The organism is Ornithinimicrobium panacihumi (genome assembly GCF_052073805.1).
In the GTDB taxonomy this organism is placed as follows: Bacteria; Actinomycetota; Actinomycetes; order Actinomycetales; family Dermatophilaceae; genus Ornithinicoccus; species Ornithinicoccus panacihumi.
This window is the reverse complement of the sequence record NZ_JBQGWG010000024.1, coordinates 1-17,352: the sequence shown is the minus strand read 5'-3', so window position 1 is coordinate 17,352 and position 17,352 is coordinate 1. Positions and strand designations below refer to the sequence as shown.

At 71.8% G+C, this 17,352-nt stretch carries 17 protein-coding genes; 12 read left to right on the top strand and 5 right to left on the bottom strand.

Features of this window, described 5'->3' with window-relative positions; translation table 11 throughout:
* The first annotated feature begins 15 nt into the window (after positions 1-15).
* The 9 genes from kdd to ACTMMA_RS15710 all read left to right on the top strand — a co-directional run bounded on the left by kdd (position 16) and on the right by ACTMMA_RS15710 (position 9,299).
* Positions 16-1,101: an L-erythro-3,5-diaminohexanoate dehydrogenase gene (gene kdd, locus ACTMMA_RS15750; RefSeq protein ID WP_441191068.1), complete on the top strand. Its 1,086-nt coding sequence runs from the start codon at positions 16-18 to the stop codon at positions 1,099-1,101.
* Positions 1,098-2,672: an amidohydrolase gene (locus ACTMMA_RS15745; RefSeq protein WP_441191067.1), complete on the top strand. Its 1,575-nt coding sequence runs from the start codon at positions 1,098-1,100 to the stop codon at positions 2,670-2,672. The genes kdd and ACTMMA_RS15745 overlap by 4 nt, the downstream gene beginning before the upstream one ends.
* A complete protein-coding gene (gene kamD, locus ACTMMA_RS15740; RefSeq protein ID WP_441191066.1) occupies positions 2,669-4,279 on the top strand; it encodes a lysine 5,6-aminomutase subunit alpha in 1,611 nt (536 codons plus the stop codon). Before ACTMMA_RS15745 ends, kamD begins: the two co-directional genes overlap by 4 nt.
* Positions 4,276-5,073, top strand: a complete 798-nt coding sequence (gene kamE / locus ACTMMA_RS15735; protein WP_441191065.1) for a lysine 5,6-aminomutase subunit beta — start codon at positions 4,276-4,278, stop codon at positions 5,071-5,073. The genes kamD and kamE overlap by 4 nt, the downstream gene beginning before the upstream one ends.
* Complete coding sequence (kal, locus tag ACTMMA_RS15730) at positions 5,070-5,507, top strand: 3-aminobutyryl-CoA ammonia lyase (protein ID WP_441191064.1); 438 nt, start codon at positions 5,070-5,072, stop codon at positions 5,505-5,507. Before kamE ends, kal begins: the two co-directional genes overlap by 4 nt.
* 324 nt (positions 5,508-5,831) lie before the next feature.
* The gene (lnt, locus tag ACTMMA_RS15725; protein ID WP_441191063.1) at positions 5,832-7,361 is read left to right on the top strand and encodes an apolipoprotein N-acyltransferase; all 1,530 of its coding nucleotides are present in this window, start codon (positions 5,832-5,834) and stop codon (positions 7,359-7,361) included.
* On the top strand, positions 7,358-8,164 hold the full coding sequence (locus tag ACTMMA_RS15720; protein ID WP_441191062.1) for a polyprenol monophosphomannose synthase: 807 nt from the start codon (positions 7,358-7,360) through the stop codon (positions 8,162-8,164). The genes lnt and ACTMMA_RS15720 overlap by 4 nt, the downstream gene beginning before the upstream one ends.
* Entirely contained in the window at positions 8,154-8,735 is a 582-nt protein-coding gene (locus tag ACTMMA_RS15715; protein ID WP_441191061.1) for an FxsA family protein, read from the top strand. The genes ACTMMA_RS15720 and ACTMMA_RS15715 overlap by 11 nt, the downstream gene beginning before the upstream one ends.
* A 204-nt stretch (positions 8,736-8,939) precedes the next feature.
* Complete coding sequence (locus ACTMMA_RS15710) at positions 8,940-9,299, top strand: RNA polymerase-binding protein RbpA (RefSeq protein ID WP_441191060.1); 360 nt, start codon at positions 8,940-8,942, stop codon at positions 9,297-9,299.
* Positions 9,300-9,391: 92 nt separating this feature from the next.
* On the opposite strand, the gene ACTMMA_RS15705 is transcribed toward ACTMMA_RS15710, so the two are convergent.
* Positions 9,392-10,783 carry an MFS transporter gene (locus ACTMMA_RS15705; RefSeq protein ID WP_441191059.1) on the bottom strand — a complete coding sequence of 464 codons (1,392 nt, stop codon included), beginning with the start codon at positions 10,781-10,783 and terminating at the stop codon, positions 9,392-9,394.
* A 100-nt stretch (positions 10,784-10,883) separates the two neighbouring features.
* Here ACTMMA_RS15705 and ACTMMA_RS15700 point away from each other — a divergent pair, with 100 nt between their 5' ends.
* The gene (locus tag ACTMMA_RS15700; RefSeq protein ID WP_441191058.1) at positions 10,884-11,072 is read left to right on the top strand and encodes a CsbD family protein; all 189 of its coding nucleotides are present in this window, start codon (positions 10,884-10,886) and stop codon (positions 11,070-11,072) included.
* Positions 11,073-11,189: 117 nt separating this feature from the next.
* Here the strand turns inward: ACTMMA_RS15700 and ACTMMA_RS15695 are convergent, their stop codons facing one another.
* From ACTMMA_RS15695 to ACTMMA_RS15680, 4 genes are read right to left on the bottom strand one after another with little or no spacing between them, the layout of a single operon-like run.
* Entirely contained in the window at positions 11,190-12,731 is a 1,542-nt protein-coding gene (locus ACTMMA_RS15695; RefSeq protein ID WP_441191057.1) for an AI-2E family transporter, read from the bottom strand.
* 6 nt (positions 12,732-12,737) lie between these two features.
* Positions 12,738-13,643 (bottom strand): D-hexose-6-phosphate mutarotase, encoded by a 906-nt coding sequence (locus ACTMMA_RS15690; protein WP_441191056.1) that lies wholly within the window; start codon positions 13,641-13,643, stop codon positions 12,738-12,740.
* Positions 13,616-14,470 carry an aldo/keto reductase gene (locus ACTMMA_RS15685; RefSeq protein WP_441191055.1) on the bottom strand — a complete coding sequence of 285 codons (855 nt, stop codon included), beginning with the start codon at positions 14,468-14,470 and terminating at the stop codon, positions 13,616-13,618. The genes ACTMMA_RS15690 and ACTMMA_RS15685 overlap by 28 nt, the downstream gene beginning before the upstream one ends.
* Positions 14,471-14,489: 19 nt before the next feature.
* Positions 14,490-14,828 carry a single-stranded DNA-binding protein gene (locus tag ACTMMA_RS15680; protein WP_441191054.1) on the bottom strand — a complete coding sequence of 113 codons (339 nt, stop codon included), beginning with the start codon at positions 14,826-14,828 and terminating at the stop codon, positions 14,490-14,492.
* Between the two features lie 104 nt (positions 14,829-14,932).
* Here ACTMMA_RS15680 and ACTMMA_RS15675 point away from each other — a divergent pair, with 104 nt between their 5' ends.
* Positions 14,933-15,766, top strand: a complete 834-nt coding sequence (locus ACTMMA_RS15675) for an aldo/keto reductase (RefSeq protein ID WP_441191053.1) — start codon at positions 14,933-14,935, stop codon at positions 15,764-15,766.
* Positions 15,767-15,887: 121 nt separating this feature from the next.
* A complete protein-coding gene (locus ACTMMA_RS15670; protein WP_441191052.1) occupies positions 15,888-17,291 on the top strand; it encodes an IS1380 family transposase in 1,404 nt (467 codons plus the stop codon).
* The last annotated feature ends 61 nt before the right edge of the window (positions 17,292-17,352 follow it).

The following is a 17,352-nucleotide window of genomic DNA, read 5'->3' as shown; positions in this document are numbered from 1 at the left end:
GGAAAGATGACGGGTATGAGGCCTCACTCGCCCTTCGGAGTCCACCGTGTCCTGGAGCCCTCGGGCGCCGCCGTGACCCTGCCCCAGGCCGCGCAGCGCCTGGACGCGTCCCCGCAGATCGGGCCGGACGAGGTGCGCGTCGACGTGGAGGTGCTCAACCTGGACGCGGCGTCCTACCGCCAGCTCCGGGAGAAGCACACCGGGCCCACCGGGCACGTGCACGGCCACTCGGTGCGCTCGGAGGTCCTGGAGATCATCGAGGACCGCGGCAAGATGCAGAACCCCGTCACCGGGTCCGGCGGCATGCTCATCGGCACCGTGGCCGAGGTCGGCCCCGACAGCACCCTCGGGCTCACCGTGGGGGACCGCATCGCCACCCTCGTCTCCCTGTCGCTGACGCCGCTGGCCGTCTCCGACCACCTGGAGTCCTGGGACGGCCTCTCCGAGAGGATCCCCACCGCCGGGCACGCCATCCTCTTCGGCCGCTCGATCGCCGCCGTCCTGCCCGAGGATCTCGACCCCGAGCTCGCCCTGATGGTGATGGACGTCTGCGGCGCCCCTGCGATGGTCGCCCGCGTCGTGCGCGGCTACGTCGAACGGGGCGTCACCCCGACCGTGGCCGTGCTGGGCGGGGCGGGCAAGTCCGGCTCGTTGTCCCTCGCCGCGGCCAAGGAGGCCGGGGCGGGCCGTCGGATCGCCGTCGTGCCCTTCGAGCGTGAGGCCGCGATGCTGCGCGGCACCGGCCTGGCCGAGGAGGTCGTCATCGCCGACGCCCGGGCGCCGCTCGCCCTGGAGGAGGCGGTCCGGGGCGCCGGGGGACCGGCCGACGTGACCGTGGTGTGCGTGGACGTCCCCGGCTGCGAGCAGCCGGCCATCATGATCACCGAGCAGGGCGGGACCATCATCTACTTCTCGATGGCCACCAACTTCGCCGCGGCAGCGCTCGGCGCCGAGGGCCTCGCCGCGGACGTGACGATGCTCGTGGGCAACGGCTACACGCCCGGGCACGCCGACTACGCCCTGTCCCTGCTGCGCACGGACGCCGACGCACGCGCCCTCTTTGAGTCCCGGCTCGCGGCAGAGCACACTGTGCACGCGTGAGCACTCTTCTCCTGCGCGGTGGCGTCGTCGTCACCGGAGAGCCCGGCCCGCCGGCGAGCGCCCTGCTCGTCCGGGACGGCGTCGTCGCCTGGGTCGGCGCGACCGACCAGCTCCCCGAGCACGCGGGCGCGGCCGATGAGATCCTCGATCTTGACGGCGCCCTGGTCACGCCCGGCTTCAGCGACGCCCACGTCCACCTGACGATGACGGGCCAGGGCCTGGACGGGGTCGACCTGTCCGGCACGACGTCCATCCCCGAGGTCCTGCGCCTCGTCGAGGACGCGGCCCGGCGGGGGAGGGGGCGCCCGGTCTACGCCCACTCCTGGGACGAGACCCGCTGGGCCGAGCAGCGGCCGGTCACGGCCGCCGAGCTGGACCGCGCCTCCTACGGCGGGGTGGTCTACATGCCGCGCATCGACGCCCACTCGGCCAGCGTGTCGACGGCCATGTCGACGATCGCCCGCGCCCGCGACCTGGACGGGTGGGACCCGACCGGCGTGGTCAGTCGGGACGCCTTCGCCGCGGTCACCAACGCCTTCACCTCCTCGATCGCCCCGGACGACCGGGCCCGCCACCTCGAGCTCGCGCTCGGCGCGGCCGCCGCGCACGGGCTCACCCTGCTGCACGAGACCGGCGCGACCCACCTGACCAGCCACGAGGACATCAAGGAGGTCCTCGCCGCGGGCCAGGCCGAGGGCGTCCCCGACGTCGTCTCCTACTGGGGCCACCTCGTCGGTGACGAGGAGTCCGCCGCCGAGCTCGCCGCCTATCTCGGGGTGCTGGGGCTGGCCGGCGACCTGTGCGCCGACGGCTCCTTCGGCTCGTTCACAGCGCACCTGGGCACGCCCTACCTGGATGGAGAGGGCTGCGGCTACGGCTACCTGACCGTCGACGAGGTCCGTGACCATGTCGTCGCCTGCACCCGTGCCGGGCTCCAGGCCGGCGGTCACGTCATCGGTGACGAGGCGCTGCGCACGATGGCGGCCGGCTTCCGGGCCGCCGCCGAGGTCGTCGGCGCCGACGCGGTCCGCGCCCGCCGCCACCGCTGGGAGCACGTGGAGTTGCCCGACGCCGAGGTCCTGGCGACGATGGCCGACCTGGGGATCTGGGCGAGCGTCCAGCCCGCCTTCGACTCCACCTGGGGCGGGACCGAGAGCCTGTATGCCGCACGGCTGGGTCCGGAGCGCGCGCTGGCCGCGGTGCCGCTCCGGTCGATGCTCGACGCGGGCGTGCGGATCGCCCTCGGCTCCGACAGCCCGGTGACCCCGCTGGGGCCGTGGGCCGCGGTGCGCGCGGCGGCCTGGCACCACAACGAGGCCCAGCGGATCACCGTCGCCGAGGCCTTCACCGCCCACACCCGGGGCGGCTACGAGCTGGCCGGGCTCGACGGGGGACTGCTCCGCGTGGGCGCCCCGGCCACCCTCGTGGTCTGGGACGACGGCCGGGGTGGCCCCGTGGAGACGGACCCCGCGACCGGCCTGCCGGTCCTGGACGCCCCCGACCACCCCCTGCCCGTGGCGAGACTGACCGTCGTCGCCGGATCCACCGCCCACGAGAAGGAACCCACGTGAGCCCTGCACCCACCCCCAAGCTCGAGCTCGACCGGGCGACCGTGCGCAAGGCGCGCTCGCTGGCCCGACGGCTGGGCAAGCCCGTCGTTGACCTCGCGACCAGCCACACCACCGTCTCCGTGGAGCGCGCCACGCTCCGCCTCGCCGGGCTGGCCGGTGCCGACCACGAGCGGGTGCCGTGGGTCAACCATCTCGTCGACGCCGTCCGTGACCAGGTGGGTCTCGAGCACGGCGTCACCACGCCGGTGTGGGACGCGCTGCGCCGCGACGAGGCCCCGGACCTGCTGACCCTGGCCCAGAAGGCCGCCTCCGGCGCGGTGACCTTCCGGATGCCGGAGAAGAAGGGCGAGCTGACCGCCGCCCGCCGTGCCGCCCGGGCCGCGGTCCGCCCCGGGATCCAGCGCATCGACCGCCAGCGCGCCGCGCGCGACAAGCTGATCGACCGCCTCGGCAACCCCGAGCGCACGCCGTGGATCTACCTCATCGTGGCCACCGGTGACATCTACGAGGACATCCCGCAGGCCCAGGCCGCGGCCCGCGAGGGTGCCGACGTGATCGCCGTGATCCGCTCCACCGGGCAGTCCCTGCTGGACTACGTGCCCGAGGGGGCCACCCGGGAGGGCTTCGCCGGCACCTACGCCACGCAGGAGAACTTCCGCCTCATGCGCTCGGCGCTCGACGACGCGAGCAAGGAGCTGGGCCGCTACGTGCGGCTGACCAACTACGCCTCCGGCCTGTGCATGCCCGAGATCGCGACCCTGGCGGGCATGGAGCGTCTGGACATGATGCTCAACGACTCGATGTACGGCATCCTCTTCCGTGACATCAACCCCATCCGGACCTTCGTCGACCAGCGCTTCTCCCGGCAGATCCATGCCCGGGCCGGCATCATCATCAACACCGGCGAGGACAACTACCTGACGACCGCCGACGCGGTCGAGGCCGCCCACACGGTCACCGTCAGCCAGCTGATGAACGAGTACTTCGGCAAGGAGGCCGGTCTGGAGGACTGGCAGCTGGGGCTGGGCCACGCCTTCGAGATCAACCCCGCGGTCGAGGACTCCTTCCGGCTGGAGCTGGCCCACGCGATGCTCGCCCGCCAGCTCTTCCCGGAGGCCCCGCTGAAGTGGATGCCGCCGACCAAGCACATGACCGGTGACATCTTCATGGGCTACCTCCTGGACGGCTTCTTCAACCTGGTCGGGGCGATGACCGGCCAGTCGATCCTGCTCGTCGGGATGATGACCGAGGCCGTGGTCACCCCGTGGCTCTCGGACCGCGACCTGGCGCTGCAGAACGTGCGTTACGTCCAGCGGGCCGCCGGCGGCCTGACCGAGGACTTCCACCCGCCTCGCGACGGGCTCATCCAGACCCGCGCCCGGCAGGTCCTGGGCGAGGCGGTCGACCTGCTCGAGAAGATCGTCGACGACCGGCCGGCCAAGGACTCGGTCTCCCGCGGCGTCCCGCTCCTGCAGGCCATCGAGGACGGCACCTTCGGCCACATGAAGCGCCCCGCCGACCGCGGCAAGGGGCTGGACGGCGTCGCCGCCAAGGCCGACGACTACGACAACCCCGCCACCACGCTCCTCGAGGAGGGTTCCAAGTGACCGCCACGCACGCCTCGCGCGAGGCCTCGACCACGCCCCAGCCCACCGTGGTCCGCCCCTACGGGGACATGACCGGCGACGGCATGGTGCAGCTCTCCTTCACCCTGCCCGTCAAGCACGACAAGCGCGCGGAAGGCGCGGCCCTGCAGCTGGCGGGCAAGATGGGGCTGTCCCCGGCGCTGCTCGTGCACGCCAAGGCGATGGGACCCTCCCACACCTTCTTCATCGTCTACGGCAGCGTCAACCACCTCGTGGACCTGGCCGCGGTCGAGGTCGTGGAGCGGGACTTCCCGCTGCTGCCGGCCAAGGACGTCAACGCCTCGATCAAGAAGACGCTGCGCCGGCCGCTGGTGGTCGTCGGCGCCTGCATCGGCACCGACGCCCACACCGTGGGCATCGACGCGATCCTCAACATCAAGGGCTTCGCGGGGGAGAAGGGGCTGGAGTACTACTCCGAGATCACCGTGGTCAACCTCGGCGCCCAGGTCCTCGTGCCCGACCTGGTCGAGGCCGCCCGTGAGCACGGCGCGGACGCGGTGCTCGTCTCCCAGGTCGTCACCCAGCGCGACGCGCACATCCACAACACCACCCAGATGTCGGCCGCCTTCCGCGAGGCCTACCCCGCGGGCGAGGTGCCGCTGCTCATCGTGGGCGGCCCCCGCTTCGAGGAGGGCTCGGCCGCCAAGCTCGGCGTCGACCGCATCTTCGGCAAGGGGACCACCCCCGGCGAGGTCGCCTCCTATCTCGTGCACGCCCTGTGCACGCCCACCCCGCCCGAGAGGAAGAGCGCATGAGCGAGAACCCCAGCGAGCAGCCCGAGGTGCGTCCGGCCGCCCACCCCGCCGAGGTGGGGATGCGGGTCACCCACGCCCGCTACGTCCCCTACTCCCACGCCCACTACGCCGGCAACCTCGTCGACGGGGCCTACAGCCTGGCCCTGTTCGGCGACATCGCCACCGAGCTGTGCATCCGCACCGACGGCGACGAGGGGCTCTTCGCCTCCTACAGCGACGTCCAGTTCCTCGCGCCGGTCCGGGCCGGCGACTGCCTGGAGACGACGGCCACGATCGTGCGCGTCGGCTCCCGCAGCCGCGAGATCGACTTCGAGGTGAAGGTCGTGGCCCGCGGGGAGGCCGGGGCCTCGGCGGCCTCGGCCGCGTCGGTGCTCGACCCGGCGATCGTGGCCACGCGGGCGCGCGGCACGGTCGTCGTCCCGCCCCGCGGCTGACCGCCGGGACGGCCAGCAGGGGTCCCCGGCGTGTCCCCGTGCGACACGCCGGAGCATGACCAAGACAACATCCGGGAGACACCGCCGGTGACCTGCAGTGTTGTGCATCGCCGCAGGTCAGGGCCGGTTGACAGTGGATCGTCCCCCGTCTTAAGTTCGAATGGTCCCCGAGTACGACCCCATGTGTCGTGGGGGAAGCCAGGACCCCGTGCGCCGAGTAGACAACGGGCCTGCGACGGCAACCAGCCGCCCCAGGTTCGGCCCCAAAGGCGCCGGGGTCCGGCTGCGTCCGGGGGACCGTCCGTGGCCGCATAGGGTGGTCCCGTGCTCCCGGTCCGCCTGCTCCTCGCCACCCTCGGCGGGCTGGCCCTCTTCCTGTCCTTCCCCGGAACGGACGCGTGGCCGCTCGCCCTCGTCGGCACCGCCGCCCTCGCCCTCGCGACGGCGGGAGCGTCCCTGCGCGTCGGACTGCTCGCCGGTCTGCTCCTGGGGCTGTGCTGGTTCACCCCGATGTTCACCTGGGCCAGCACCTACGCGGGCGCCATGCCCTGGATCGCGATGAGCCTGGCCTCGGCCTGCTACCCGGCAGCGCTCGGCCTGGTCGCGGCCTGGCTCCAGCGCGGGGGAGCGGTGCGGCCGTTCGTGGTCGCCGGGGCCTGGGTGCTCATGGAGTACGCCCGCTCGGTCACCCCCTTCGGCGGCTTCCCCTGGGCCCGCCTCGGCTTCGGGCAGGCGGACTCGCCGATGCTCGCCCTGGTGCGCTGGGTCGGGGTGCCGGGCCTCGGCTTCGCCGTCGCCCTGGCGGGCGGGCTGCTGGCGCTGGCCGCCCAGCGCGTGCTCGAGCCCGGGAGGGTCGACCTGCGTCGGGCAGCGGGAGCGGCCGTGGTCGCGCTCGCCCTGGTCCTCGCCCCGCTGGCGATCCCGCGACCCACCGACGGTGAGAGCGTGCGCGTGGCCGCCGTCCAGGGCGACGTCCCCGAGGGCTTCACCCGCACCCTGACCGCGGAGCCGGGCACGATGCTGGCCCGCTACACCGAGATGACCACCGCCCTGGCGAGGGACGTGGAGACGGGAGCTGCCGCATACCCCGACCTCGTCCTGTGGCCCGAAGGGGCCAGCGACATGGATCCGCTGCGCCCTGACGGGAGCCCGGAGGCGACGCGTCGCATCATGGGCGCGGTCGACGCGATCGATGCCCCCGTCGTCCTGGGTGCGACCTCGCGCCGCGGCACCGACGCCCCCCACAACATGGCGCTGAGCTATCTGCCCGGGGAGGGGCTGGACGAGACCTACACCAAGATCTACCTGGCACCCTTCGGGGAGAAGATGCCGCTGCGCCCGCTCATGCGGCAGCTGAGCCCCTGGGTGGACCGGATCACCGACTTCGTCGCCGGCAGCGAGGTGGGGGTCATGCCGGTCCCGCTGCGCGACGGGCGCGAGGTGCTGCTGGGGCTGGGGATCTGCTTCGAGGTGGTGGTCGACCCGGCGATGCACGACCTCGTGCGCGGGGGAGCCGACCTGGTGGCGGTCCCCACGAGCAACGCGTGGTTCGGAGACGGCGACCAGGCCGCCCAGCACCTCGCCGCCTCGCGGGTGCGCGCCGTCGAGCTGGGCCGGTCCGTGGTGCACATCAGCAACGTCGGGGTCTCGGGGCTGATCACCCCGGACGGGACCGTCCACGAGGGCACCGGGCTGTTCACCTCCGCACTCCTGCTGGACGAGCTGCCGCTGCGCACCGAGGTGACGCCGGCCGTGCACCTCTCGCGCTGGGTGCCGCTTGCCGCGGCCGTCGTCGTGCTGCTGGGGCTGCTGGTGCCGACGGGGCGACGTCGGGCGGATAGGCTCGAACGGTGACCCTGCCCGACCGTCCCGCGCTCCAGCGGGTCTGCATCTGCGTGCCCACCTACAACGAGGCCGACAACCTCGAGCCCATCGTCGTGCGGATCCGCGCTGCGGTGCCCGGGGCCCACCTGCTCGTCCTGGACGACAACAGCCCCGACGGGACGGGTGCCATCGCCGACCGGCTCGCCGCCGCCGACCCTCACGTGCACGTCCTGCACCGCCGCGGCAAGGAAGGGTTGGGCCCGGCCTATCTGGCCGGGTTCGCGTGGGCCAGGGAGCGGGGCTACGACGCCGTCGTGGAGATCGACGCGGACGGATCCCACCAGCCCGAGCAGCTGCCGGCGCTGCTGGCGGCGGCCGACCATGCCGACGTGGTCATCGGCTCCCGGTGGGTGCCGGGCGGGTCGGTCCACAACTGGCCCGCGCACCGCCGTGCCCTGTCCGTGGGGGCCAACACCTACGCCCGGCTCGCCCTGGGCATCGGGGTGCGGGACGCGACGGCCGGCTTCCGTGTCTACCGGATGAGCGCGCTGGAGCAGATGGACCTCAGCGAGGTCGCCTCGCAGGGCTACTGCTTCCAGGTGGACCTGACCCTGCGGGCCCTCGACCGCGGGCTCACCGTGGTCGAGATCCCGATCGGCTTCGTGGAGCGCGAGGTGGGCACGTCCAAGATGGACGACAGCATCGTGCGCGAGGCCGCGCTCAAGGTCGGGGTATGGGGTTTCCGGCGGCGGTCCCGCGCGCTGCGGGAACGTCTGGGGTCCGGGCAGCGTTCCTCCAGGTGGCACCACCTGGAGGAGAACCGTGACACCTGAGCCCACCCCGCGAGCACGAGCGCACGCAGGGACGACGCGCCGCCGCAGCACGACCATGAAGGTCCTGCTGGCCGTCGTGCTGCTGCTTCCCCTCCTGGAGATCGTCGCCCTGATCATGGTGGGCAAGGCGATCGGCGTCCTGTGGACGATCGCGCTGCTGATCGCCATGGCCGTGCTCGGCACCTGGCTGGCCAAGCGGGAGACCGGACGGACCTACCGGGCGCTGCAGACGGCTCTCGGATCGGGCAAGATGCCCACCGACGAGATGACCGACGCCATCCTCGTCATGGTCGGTGGCTTCCTGCTGATCCTGCCCGGCTTCCTCACCGACATCCTGGCCCTCGTCCTGATCCTGCCGTTCACCCGGCCGGCGGCCCGTCGCCTGCTCCAGACCGTCGTCGCGGCCAAGGCGCTCGGCGTCACCCGTGGGGGAGCGACCCGTGGGTCCGGCCCTCGTCCGGGGCCGCAGCGTCCGCCGGGCCACGGACAGGTCATCGAGGGCGAGATCGTGTCCGAGGACGGTCCGCCCAGCTCGTGGGGCCGGCAGGACGGGCCCCGGTCCCTGGACTGAGACCGACTGCGTCTCGACTGGCCCAAAACGGCAGTCCTCGCTACCATGATTTGTCACCCCCCGTTCACGGACCCGTCGCACCGGCGTGCGTCCAGGTCGTGCCCACGGGCGGGAACACCGTGACCATGGCGCACGTTGAACCCATGAGTCACTTCAGACACCGATCAACGAACTTACCGTGTCCCTGACACGAGGGGAGTACCCATGGCTGAGCGGTCCCTCCGCGGCACCAACCTGAGCTGGCTGTCCTTCGAGAGCGACGAGGGCGTCACCTTCAGCGAGCGCACCATCACCAAGTACATCTGCCCCGACGGGCACATCAGCGAGCTGCCGTTCTCGGTCGAGGCGGACGTGCCCTCGCTGTGGGAGTGCCGTTGCGGGCTGGACGCCAAGCTGGTCGACGGCCCGGAGCCGGAGGCCAAGGCGACCAAGCCCCAGCGCACCCACTGGGACATGCTGCTCGAGCGTCGCTCCATCCCCGAGCTGGAGGAGCTGCTCGAGGAGCGCCTGGCCCTGCTGCGCGAGTCGCGCGGCGAGAAGCCGAGCCGCAAGCGCAGCGCCTGAGGCGAGCTGCCGCATACCTGAGCAGAACGATGGCGGGCCCCGGAGAGATCCGGGGCCCGCCGTCGTCGTCCGGTGGGGGAGTCGCCGGCGGCTCAGACGATCGTGGGCTGGGCGTTGCCCGCCTGGGCGATGCCCTCGCGCACACGCACCCTGGTCAGCAGGATGCCGCCGACGACGAAGAAGGCGATGGTGACCAGGATGGCCGGGCGGTAGTCGCCGGTGAGCTGGTAGACCAGACCGAAGGCCAGCGTCCCGAACCAGCTCGTGCCGCGCTCCATCACCTGGTAGAAGCTGAAGAACTCCGACTCCTTGCCCGGCGGGACCAGCTGGGAGTAGAGCGAGCGGGACAGCGCCTGGGTGCCGCCCATGACCAGGCCGATGCCGACGGCGCAGGCCAGCCAGATGCCGAAGGCGCCGCGGGGGACGAAGTAGGCGAAGGTGACGACCGCGGTCCACAGCACGATGCCGACCAGGACGGTCTTCTTGGCGCCCAGGAACTTGGCGACGAAGCCGAACAGGAGCGCCCCGCCGAAGGCGATGAACTGCACGAGCAGGATCGTGATGATCATCTGGCTGGTGGCGAAGCCGAGCGCCTCGGTGCCGTAGAGGCTGGCCGAGGAGATCACCGTCTGGATGCCGTCGTTGAAGAAGAGATAGGCCAGCAGGAAGAGCAGGGTCTGGGGATAGCGGCGCAGCTCCCGGAAGGTCGAGCCGAGCTGGGCGAAGGTGCCGCCGACGACTCCTGCGGACCGGTCGACGGGGGCGGCTGTGGTGCCGCGGATCTTGCGCAGCCCGAAGACCGGGATGAAGGTGAAGATGCCCCACCACAGGCCGGCGGAGAGCAGGCTGAGGCGGATGGCCATCTCGTAGCTGAGCCCGATCTGGTCGTAGAACTGCATCGCGCCCAGGTTGACGGCCAGCAGGATGCCGCCGCCCAGGTAGCCCAGCGCCCACGCGCGCGAGGAGACCTTGTCGCGGTCGTCCGGCTCGGCGACGCGGATCAGCAGCGCGTCGTAGACCACCTGGGACGCGCCCAGGCACAGGTTGGCGATGATGACCAGCGCGACGCCGAGCTCCCAGTTGTCCCCCTGGAGGAAGAACATCAGGCTGGCCGCGATCGCGCCGGCCCAGGCCAGCCCGCCCAGCAGCCAGGTCGGGCGGGGGTGCCGGTCGGCGATGGCGCCCACGAAGAGCAGGACCAGCGCAGAGATGATGGTGGCCGCGGTGATCGTGTAGGGCGCCAGCGAGCCGACCGCGATCGGGACCCCGAGGACGGAGAGGCGCTCGTCGCAGACCGCTCCGGACGGCAGGTCCGGGCAGGCGTCGGCCCTGGCCAGCGCGGTCAGGTAGGGGGAGATCAGCACCGTGCCGGTCGTGGTCACGTAGGCCGAGTTGGCCCAGTCGTACCACCCGAAGGCACGCTGGTGGGCCCGCGTGCGCTCGACGGTGGGATCGGCGCGGAGCACGCCCGTGTCGGAACTCATGGGAGGACTGTCCCACACCGAGGTGACCGTTCGAGTTGCGACCCGGCCATGGGCGGCAGATGGTGGAGGTTCAGCATCCCCGACGAAGAGGAGCAGACATATGGGTATCGGCGACAAGATCTCCAACGCCGCGCAGGAGGCCAAGGGCAACGCCAAGGAGCACCTGGGCGACGCGATGGACAACGAGCGCATGGAGGCCGAGGGCAGGGCCGAGCAGGTCGAGGCCGACGTCAAGCAGGCTGGTGAGAAGGCCAAGGACACCTGGAAGGACGCCACCGACGGCCGCTGAGCCCCGCGCTCCCTCCCGTGGGACGGGCCCTTGGCCCCGTCCCACGAGAACGACGGAAGGGCGGTCACCCGCTGGGTGGCCGCCCTTTCCCATGCACACCGCCAGATGCGTGGCGGGCTAGGTGCGAGGGGGGTCCGAAGGGTCGGCCGGCCGCTGGGGTGCCGAGCGGACGTCGCCGAGCGGGTCGTGGTCGCTGGAGCGGCCGTCGTGCGGGCCGAGGGGGTCGTCGTCGGGCTCCTGGAGCTCGTGCCGGTCGCCCTTGCGCATGAGGGGGTGCAGGATGCGTTCCTTGAGAGCCTGGGCGAGGTCGGAGGTCGGTCCTGAGATCAAGGTCTGGGCGATGCCCCGCTCGCCCTCGGCCTGCTCGTAGGCCTGCTGCGCCCTCATCTTGAACACCGGGGCACGGCCCTCGGCCAGCGCAGCGGCGCGTTCACCGTCCGGGGTGAGGTTCTTCACGTCCTCCGCGCGCAAGGCACCGGTGCGCAGATCGAGGTGCTCGTTGCCGTAGCGCAGTAGCGTCACCAGCGCGGCGGTGAGCGGCACGGCCAGGAACGCCCCGACGATGCCCCACTGCGTGCCGCCGGCGGTCACGACCAGGATGATGATGCCGGGGTGCAGCTCCATGGTGCGGCCCTGGATGAAGGGCTGGAGCACGTTGCCCTCCACCTGCTGGACCACCAGGATCAGCGCCAGCACCCACAGGGCGGTGACCCAGCCCTGCGACACCAGTGCCACCAGGGTGGCGAGCAGCCCCGCCGTGACCGCTCCGACGATCGGGATGAAGCCGGCGAAGAACGTGATGATCGCCAGCACGAAGGCCATCGGCACGCCGAGCAGGAGCAGGCCCAGGCCGATGAAGACCGCGTCCACCGCCGAGACGAGAGCCTGGGCCTTGATGAACCCGCCGAGGGTTCGCCACACGCGGGCCATCGCCTCCACCAGGTGCATCCCGGCCGAGGGACCGACGATGGTGCGCACCCACGGGCTGAAGCGGTGCCCGTCCTTGAGGAAGAAGAAGGTCAGCACGAGCGTCAGCGCTGTGGTGACCAGGACCGATCCGACGGTGGAGACACCGGTGAGGACGCCTGCGGCGATCTGGGAGGACCGCTCCTGGAGCCAGGCGGTCGCGGTGTCGACGTACTCGGTGACCTGCTCGTTCTGCAGGTTCAGCGGGGGACCGGACACCCAGTCCAGGACGACCTGCAGCCCCTCACCGGCCTGGCGGGTGATGATCCCGCCCTGCTCGACGACGGAGGGGGCGATGGCGGTCAGCGTCCCCACGACGGTCAGCACGGTCACCAGGAGCACGAGCAGGGCCGCGACCGCGGAGTTGACGCCGTGCCGGACCAGCCACCGCACCGCCGGCCACAGCACGGTGGTCACCAGCAGCGCCAGCAGCAGGGGCAGGACGCCCACCCAGAGCTTGCCGAGCAGGAACAGCAGGACCGCCAGCGCGGCCACGACCAGCAGGAAGCGCCAGGCCCAGGCCGCAGCTCCCCGCATCCCGTGCAGGATGAGCATGCCGCGGTCGACGTCGGGCCTCGTCCGGTCGGAGGGCGACGCGCCCATCTCCGGCCGCTCCTCCTCCGAGTCGGCCTCGGGGAGTGGCGGTCGTGCTTCTTCGTCCGGGGCCGGTCCGCCCCTGTGCGCTGTGTTCATCGCCGCTCAGACTGTCACATCGGACCGGGGACCGCTCGGACGGATGACACAGCCGATCTGGTGGCTCTGACCAGGAGCGAGGGTGATGGCCCGGTCCGCGGTGGCGGCGGTCTCGACGCACACGAACCGCCACCAGGCGTCCGGTCCGAGGTCGGCCATGGTGCTGCCCTTCTCGGGCCCGGGGTTCCACACCACCGTCTGCGTGGCCCCGAAGGGCTCGACCACGATGGCGCGTCCGTCCACGTCCTGCACCACGGTGGTCCCGCTGCGGTCGTAGACCCGGTCGACCTCCCCGCTGAACCCCACCGGCCCGTCCTGCCGTGCCCGGGTGCCGCTCACCTTGTCCAGGTGGTCGCAGTCCTCCAGGCCGCGCAGCTCGATGTCGCGCACGTCGGACACGGCGAGATAGGTATGCAGTGCCACCTCCACGGTGATCTCCTCACCGGCGGCGCTGGTCACCTCGAGCGAGACGTGCAGCCCGGGGGAGCGGGGAGCTGGGGAGGAGGATGCGGCCGAGGAGTCCGCGGAGGTGAGGGAAACGGCATACCGCAGCGTGAAAGGTCCGGGCATCAGCTCGGCACCGGCTGCCCCCGCGAGATCCGCCGAGCTCAGCCGCCAGGCGACGACCTCGTCGTCCCGGGTCTGGTCGACGTCCCAGACCGCGGTGCGGACGGGGCCGTGGCTGGGGGAGTGGTCGCCCTCGGGGCCGGCGGCGAACCAGGGGAAGCAGATCGGGATGCCGCCCCGGATCGCCCTGGTGCCGTCGAGCACGGCGGTCGGGCTGCACCAGACGACCGGCCGGCCGCCCACGGTCCAGCTGGCCAGGTGGGCGCCGAAGTCGTAGGCCACGAGGGTCGAACCGTCGCCAGTGACGCTGCGCGGAGTCAGGGTGCGCGGGGTGCGTGGTGCCATGGGTCAGAGCTCCTCGTGGGTCTGGGGGTCGCCGCCGAAGAGGCGCCCGTCGGGACGACCGAGCGCGCTGATCGCGTCGATCTCGGCCGGGTCGAGGGTGAGGCGGTCGGCGGCGAGGTTTTCGATCTGGCGGGCGGGGGTGGCGGACTTGGGGATCGGCATGAGTCCGCGGGCCAGGTGCCAGGCGAGGATGACCTGCGCCGGGGTAGCCCCAGCCTGCGGGCCGGGCCGGTGACGGCGGGGGAGTCGTACTGCGCCTGTCTCTTGCCCAGCGGGCTCCAGGACTGCGTGAGCACCTGCCGGGCAGCGTTGGCGGCAGCCATCTGCTCCTGGGGGAAGAGCGGGTGCACCTCGATCTGGTTGACGACGGGGGTGATGCCGGTGGCCGTGATGACCTCGTCGAGGTGCTGCTCGGTGAAGTTGCTGACCCCGACGGCTCGGGTCAGCCCGCGGTCCTTGGCCTCGACGAGCGCCTCGAAGGCCTCGACGTAGCGACCGCGCGACGGGTTGGGCCAGTGGACGAGAACGAGGTCGACCTGGTCGACGCCGAGCGTCTCGAGGGAGCGCTCGATCGAGGCCAGCGCGAGGGCCCGCTCGTGGTCGCGACCCTTGATCTTGGTGGTGATCCACACCTCGTCGCGGCGGATCCCGCTGTGCCGCAGGGCTTCTCCGACCTCGCGCTCGTTGCCGTAGCTCGCCGCCGTGTCGAGGAGGCGATAGCCGACACCCAGCGCGGAGGCGATCGCGGCCGTGCCCTCCTCGCCGCGCAGCTGATAGGTGCCGAACCCGATGGCTGGCACCTGCGAACCGTCGTTGAGGGTGAACATCCTCCGACAGTAGGCCAGATCACGGGAGCCTGACCCTGCGCAGCGCCGTCGCCTCGATCTCGTAGCGCGAGGCCCGGCCCGCGCCGGTGGCGAAGAACCGACGCCGCAGCGCGCCGTCGACCTGGACGCCCTGCCCGTCCGGCAGGCGTCGCGCCACCGCCCGAAGCGCGCCCGTCCAGCAGGCCACATCGATGGTGTCGACCTGGGCGCGGCTCGTCCCGCGCCGCGGCTCCCGGGGGATCACGACCCGAAGCGAGACCAGCTCATCACCGCTGGGCAGTTCACGGACGACCGGCTCCCCGCTGACCCGACCCACCAGGTGCACCTCGTTGGCCGGTGCCGCTTGCTTCTGCGTCATGCCTGCCAGCCTGGGACGACGGGCTTGCGCGGCACCAGCGGTAGGGGAGTGGCTGTGGAGGACGGATCACCCGGGCCGGGGGTTGTGGACATAGCCTGGAGGGCATGGCTGCCTCCACGATCCCGCAGGTCACCCTCAGCGACGGGACGCAGGTGCCGGCCCTGGGCCAGGGCACCTGGTTCATCGGTGATGACCAGGGGCGGCGCACCGAGGAGATCGACGTGCTCAGGCTCGGGATCGAGCACGGGATGACGTTGATCGACACCGCGCAGATGTATGGCTCCGGGCGTTCCGAGCGCCTCGTCGGTGCCGCGATCCAGGACTGCCGCGACGAGGTCTTCCTGGTGGACAAGGTCATGCCGATGAATGCCTCGCGCCGGGGCACGATCCAGGCCTGCCGCCAGAGCCTGGAGGACCTGGGCACCGACCGGATCGACCTCTACCTGCTGCACTGGCGCGGTGGCTATCCGCTGGAGGACACGCTCGCGGCCTTCGACGACCTGCAGTCGGAGGGACTGATCCGGCGATGGGGCGTGAGCAACTTCGACCCCGCCGACCTGGGCGACCTGGGCGCGACACCCGCCGTGAACCAGATCCTCTACAACCCGTCGCGTCGCGGCCCCGAGTTCGATCTGCTCCCTGAGCACCGCCGGCGAGGGATCGTGACGATGGCCTACTCGCCGATCGAGCAGGGCCGCCTGCTGGGCGAGGCCGACCTGGAGCAGGTCGCTCGCCGGTACGAGGTGTCGGTGGCGCAGGTGCTGCTGGCCTGGGCCATCCGCGACGGGGGTGTGATCGCCATCCCCAAGGCTTCCCGTCGCGAACACGTGCTGGAGAACGCCGCGGCGGCGCAGGTGCAGCTCTCGGAGGATGACCTCGCGGTCATCGACGCGGCCTTCCCAGCACCCACCGCGGCCGAACCGCTCCAGATGCTCTAAGCCTCGATCCACCGATGACCTGGGGGTTGTGAGCGTGCCGTAACGAGGAGATGCCCTGCCGTGCTGGGAGATTGGGACTTGCGACGGTTCCAAACTGCCACCCCGGAAGGGCATCTCTGGGATGAAACTCTCTCACAGGTTCACGGCCGACTCCGCGCTCTTCGACGACCCGAACCTGGTGTCGGCCGCGGGCTTGGTGCCGATGATCGCACTGGCCGAGCGGGCCGGGCTCGGTGAGCTCGCGCAGCAGCGGCTCAGCGTGCCCACCGACAAGGGCGCCAACGCGGGAGCGAAGGTGTGTGCGCTGGTGGGCGGCATGGTCGCCGGGGCGGACAGCATCGACGACATGGCGCTGCTGCGCCACGGCGCGATGAAGAAGGTCTTCTCCGCCTGTTACGCACCCTCGACGCTGGGCTCGTTCCTGCGGGCGTTCACCTTCGGCCACGTCCGCCAGCTGGATGCCGTCGCCTCCCGGGTGCTGACCAACCTGGCCCACGCCACCCCGGTGGTCAAGGGCCTGGACGAGTACGCGGTGGTGGACGTGGACGACACGATCATCGAGGTCCACGGGTACGCCAAGCAGGGCGCCGGGTTCGGCTACACCCGGGTGCGCGGGTTGAACGCGCTGCTGGCGACCGTGAGCACCGAGCAGGCCGCGCCGGTGGTCGTGGCCCAGCGGCTGCGCAAGGGCTCGGTCGGCTCCCCGCGGGGCGCGGACCGGCTGGTCGCCGAGGCCCTGGCGACCGTGGCCAGGATGCGCAGCACGCAGGCGAACCGGCCGGTGCTGGTGCGCGCGGACTCGGCGTTCTTCGGGCACCCCACCATCGGCGCCGCCGTCCGGGCCGGCGCGCAGGTCTCGGTCACCGTGCGACTGACCAGCAACATCCGGGCCGCGATCGCCACCATCGACGAGCAGGCGTGGACCCCGATCGAGTACACCGACGCGATCAAGGACGAGGTCACCGGGGCGTGGATCTCCCGGGCCGAGGTCGCCGAGGTCCCCTTCACCGCGTTCACCGCCCAGGCCCGCTCCCGTCACGTGCCCGGCCGACTGGTCGTGCGCCGCATCCCCGACCTGAACCCCAAGAACGGTGATGGTCAGGACCAGTTGTTCGACACCTGGCGCTTCCACGCGTTCTTCACCACCACCGACCCCGCCGTGCTGGACACCGTCGCGGCGGACAAGACCCACCGCGCTCACGCGGTCATCGAGAACGTCAACGCAGACCTGAAGAACTCTGCCCTGGCGCACCTGCCTTCCGGCAGGTTCGCCGCGAACGCCGCCTGGCTCGTGCTCGCGGTTATCGCGTTCAACCTCACCCGTGCCGCCGCCACGCTGACCGGCCCCCAGCTGGCCCGAGCGACCACCGCCACCATCCGCCGGACCCTGGTCACCGTGCCCGCCCGGGCAGCGTCCTCAGCCCGCCGACTCCGCCTGCACCTGCCCACGAACTGGCCCTGGCAGCAGGCCTGGAAGCGACTGTTCGCCAGCGTCTGCGGACCGCCCCTACCGGCCACGACCTGACCACCCAGCCGGCGACGGCGCGACCCCAGGAAACCTGTACGTGGAACACCCCGACAGCGAG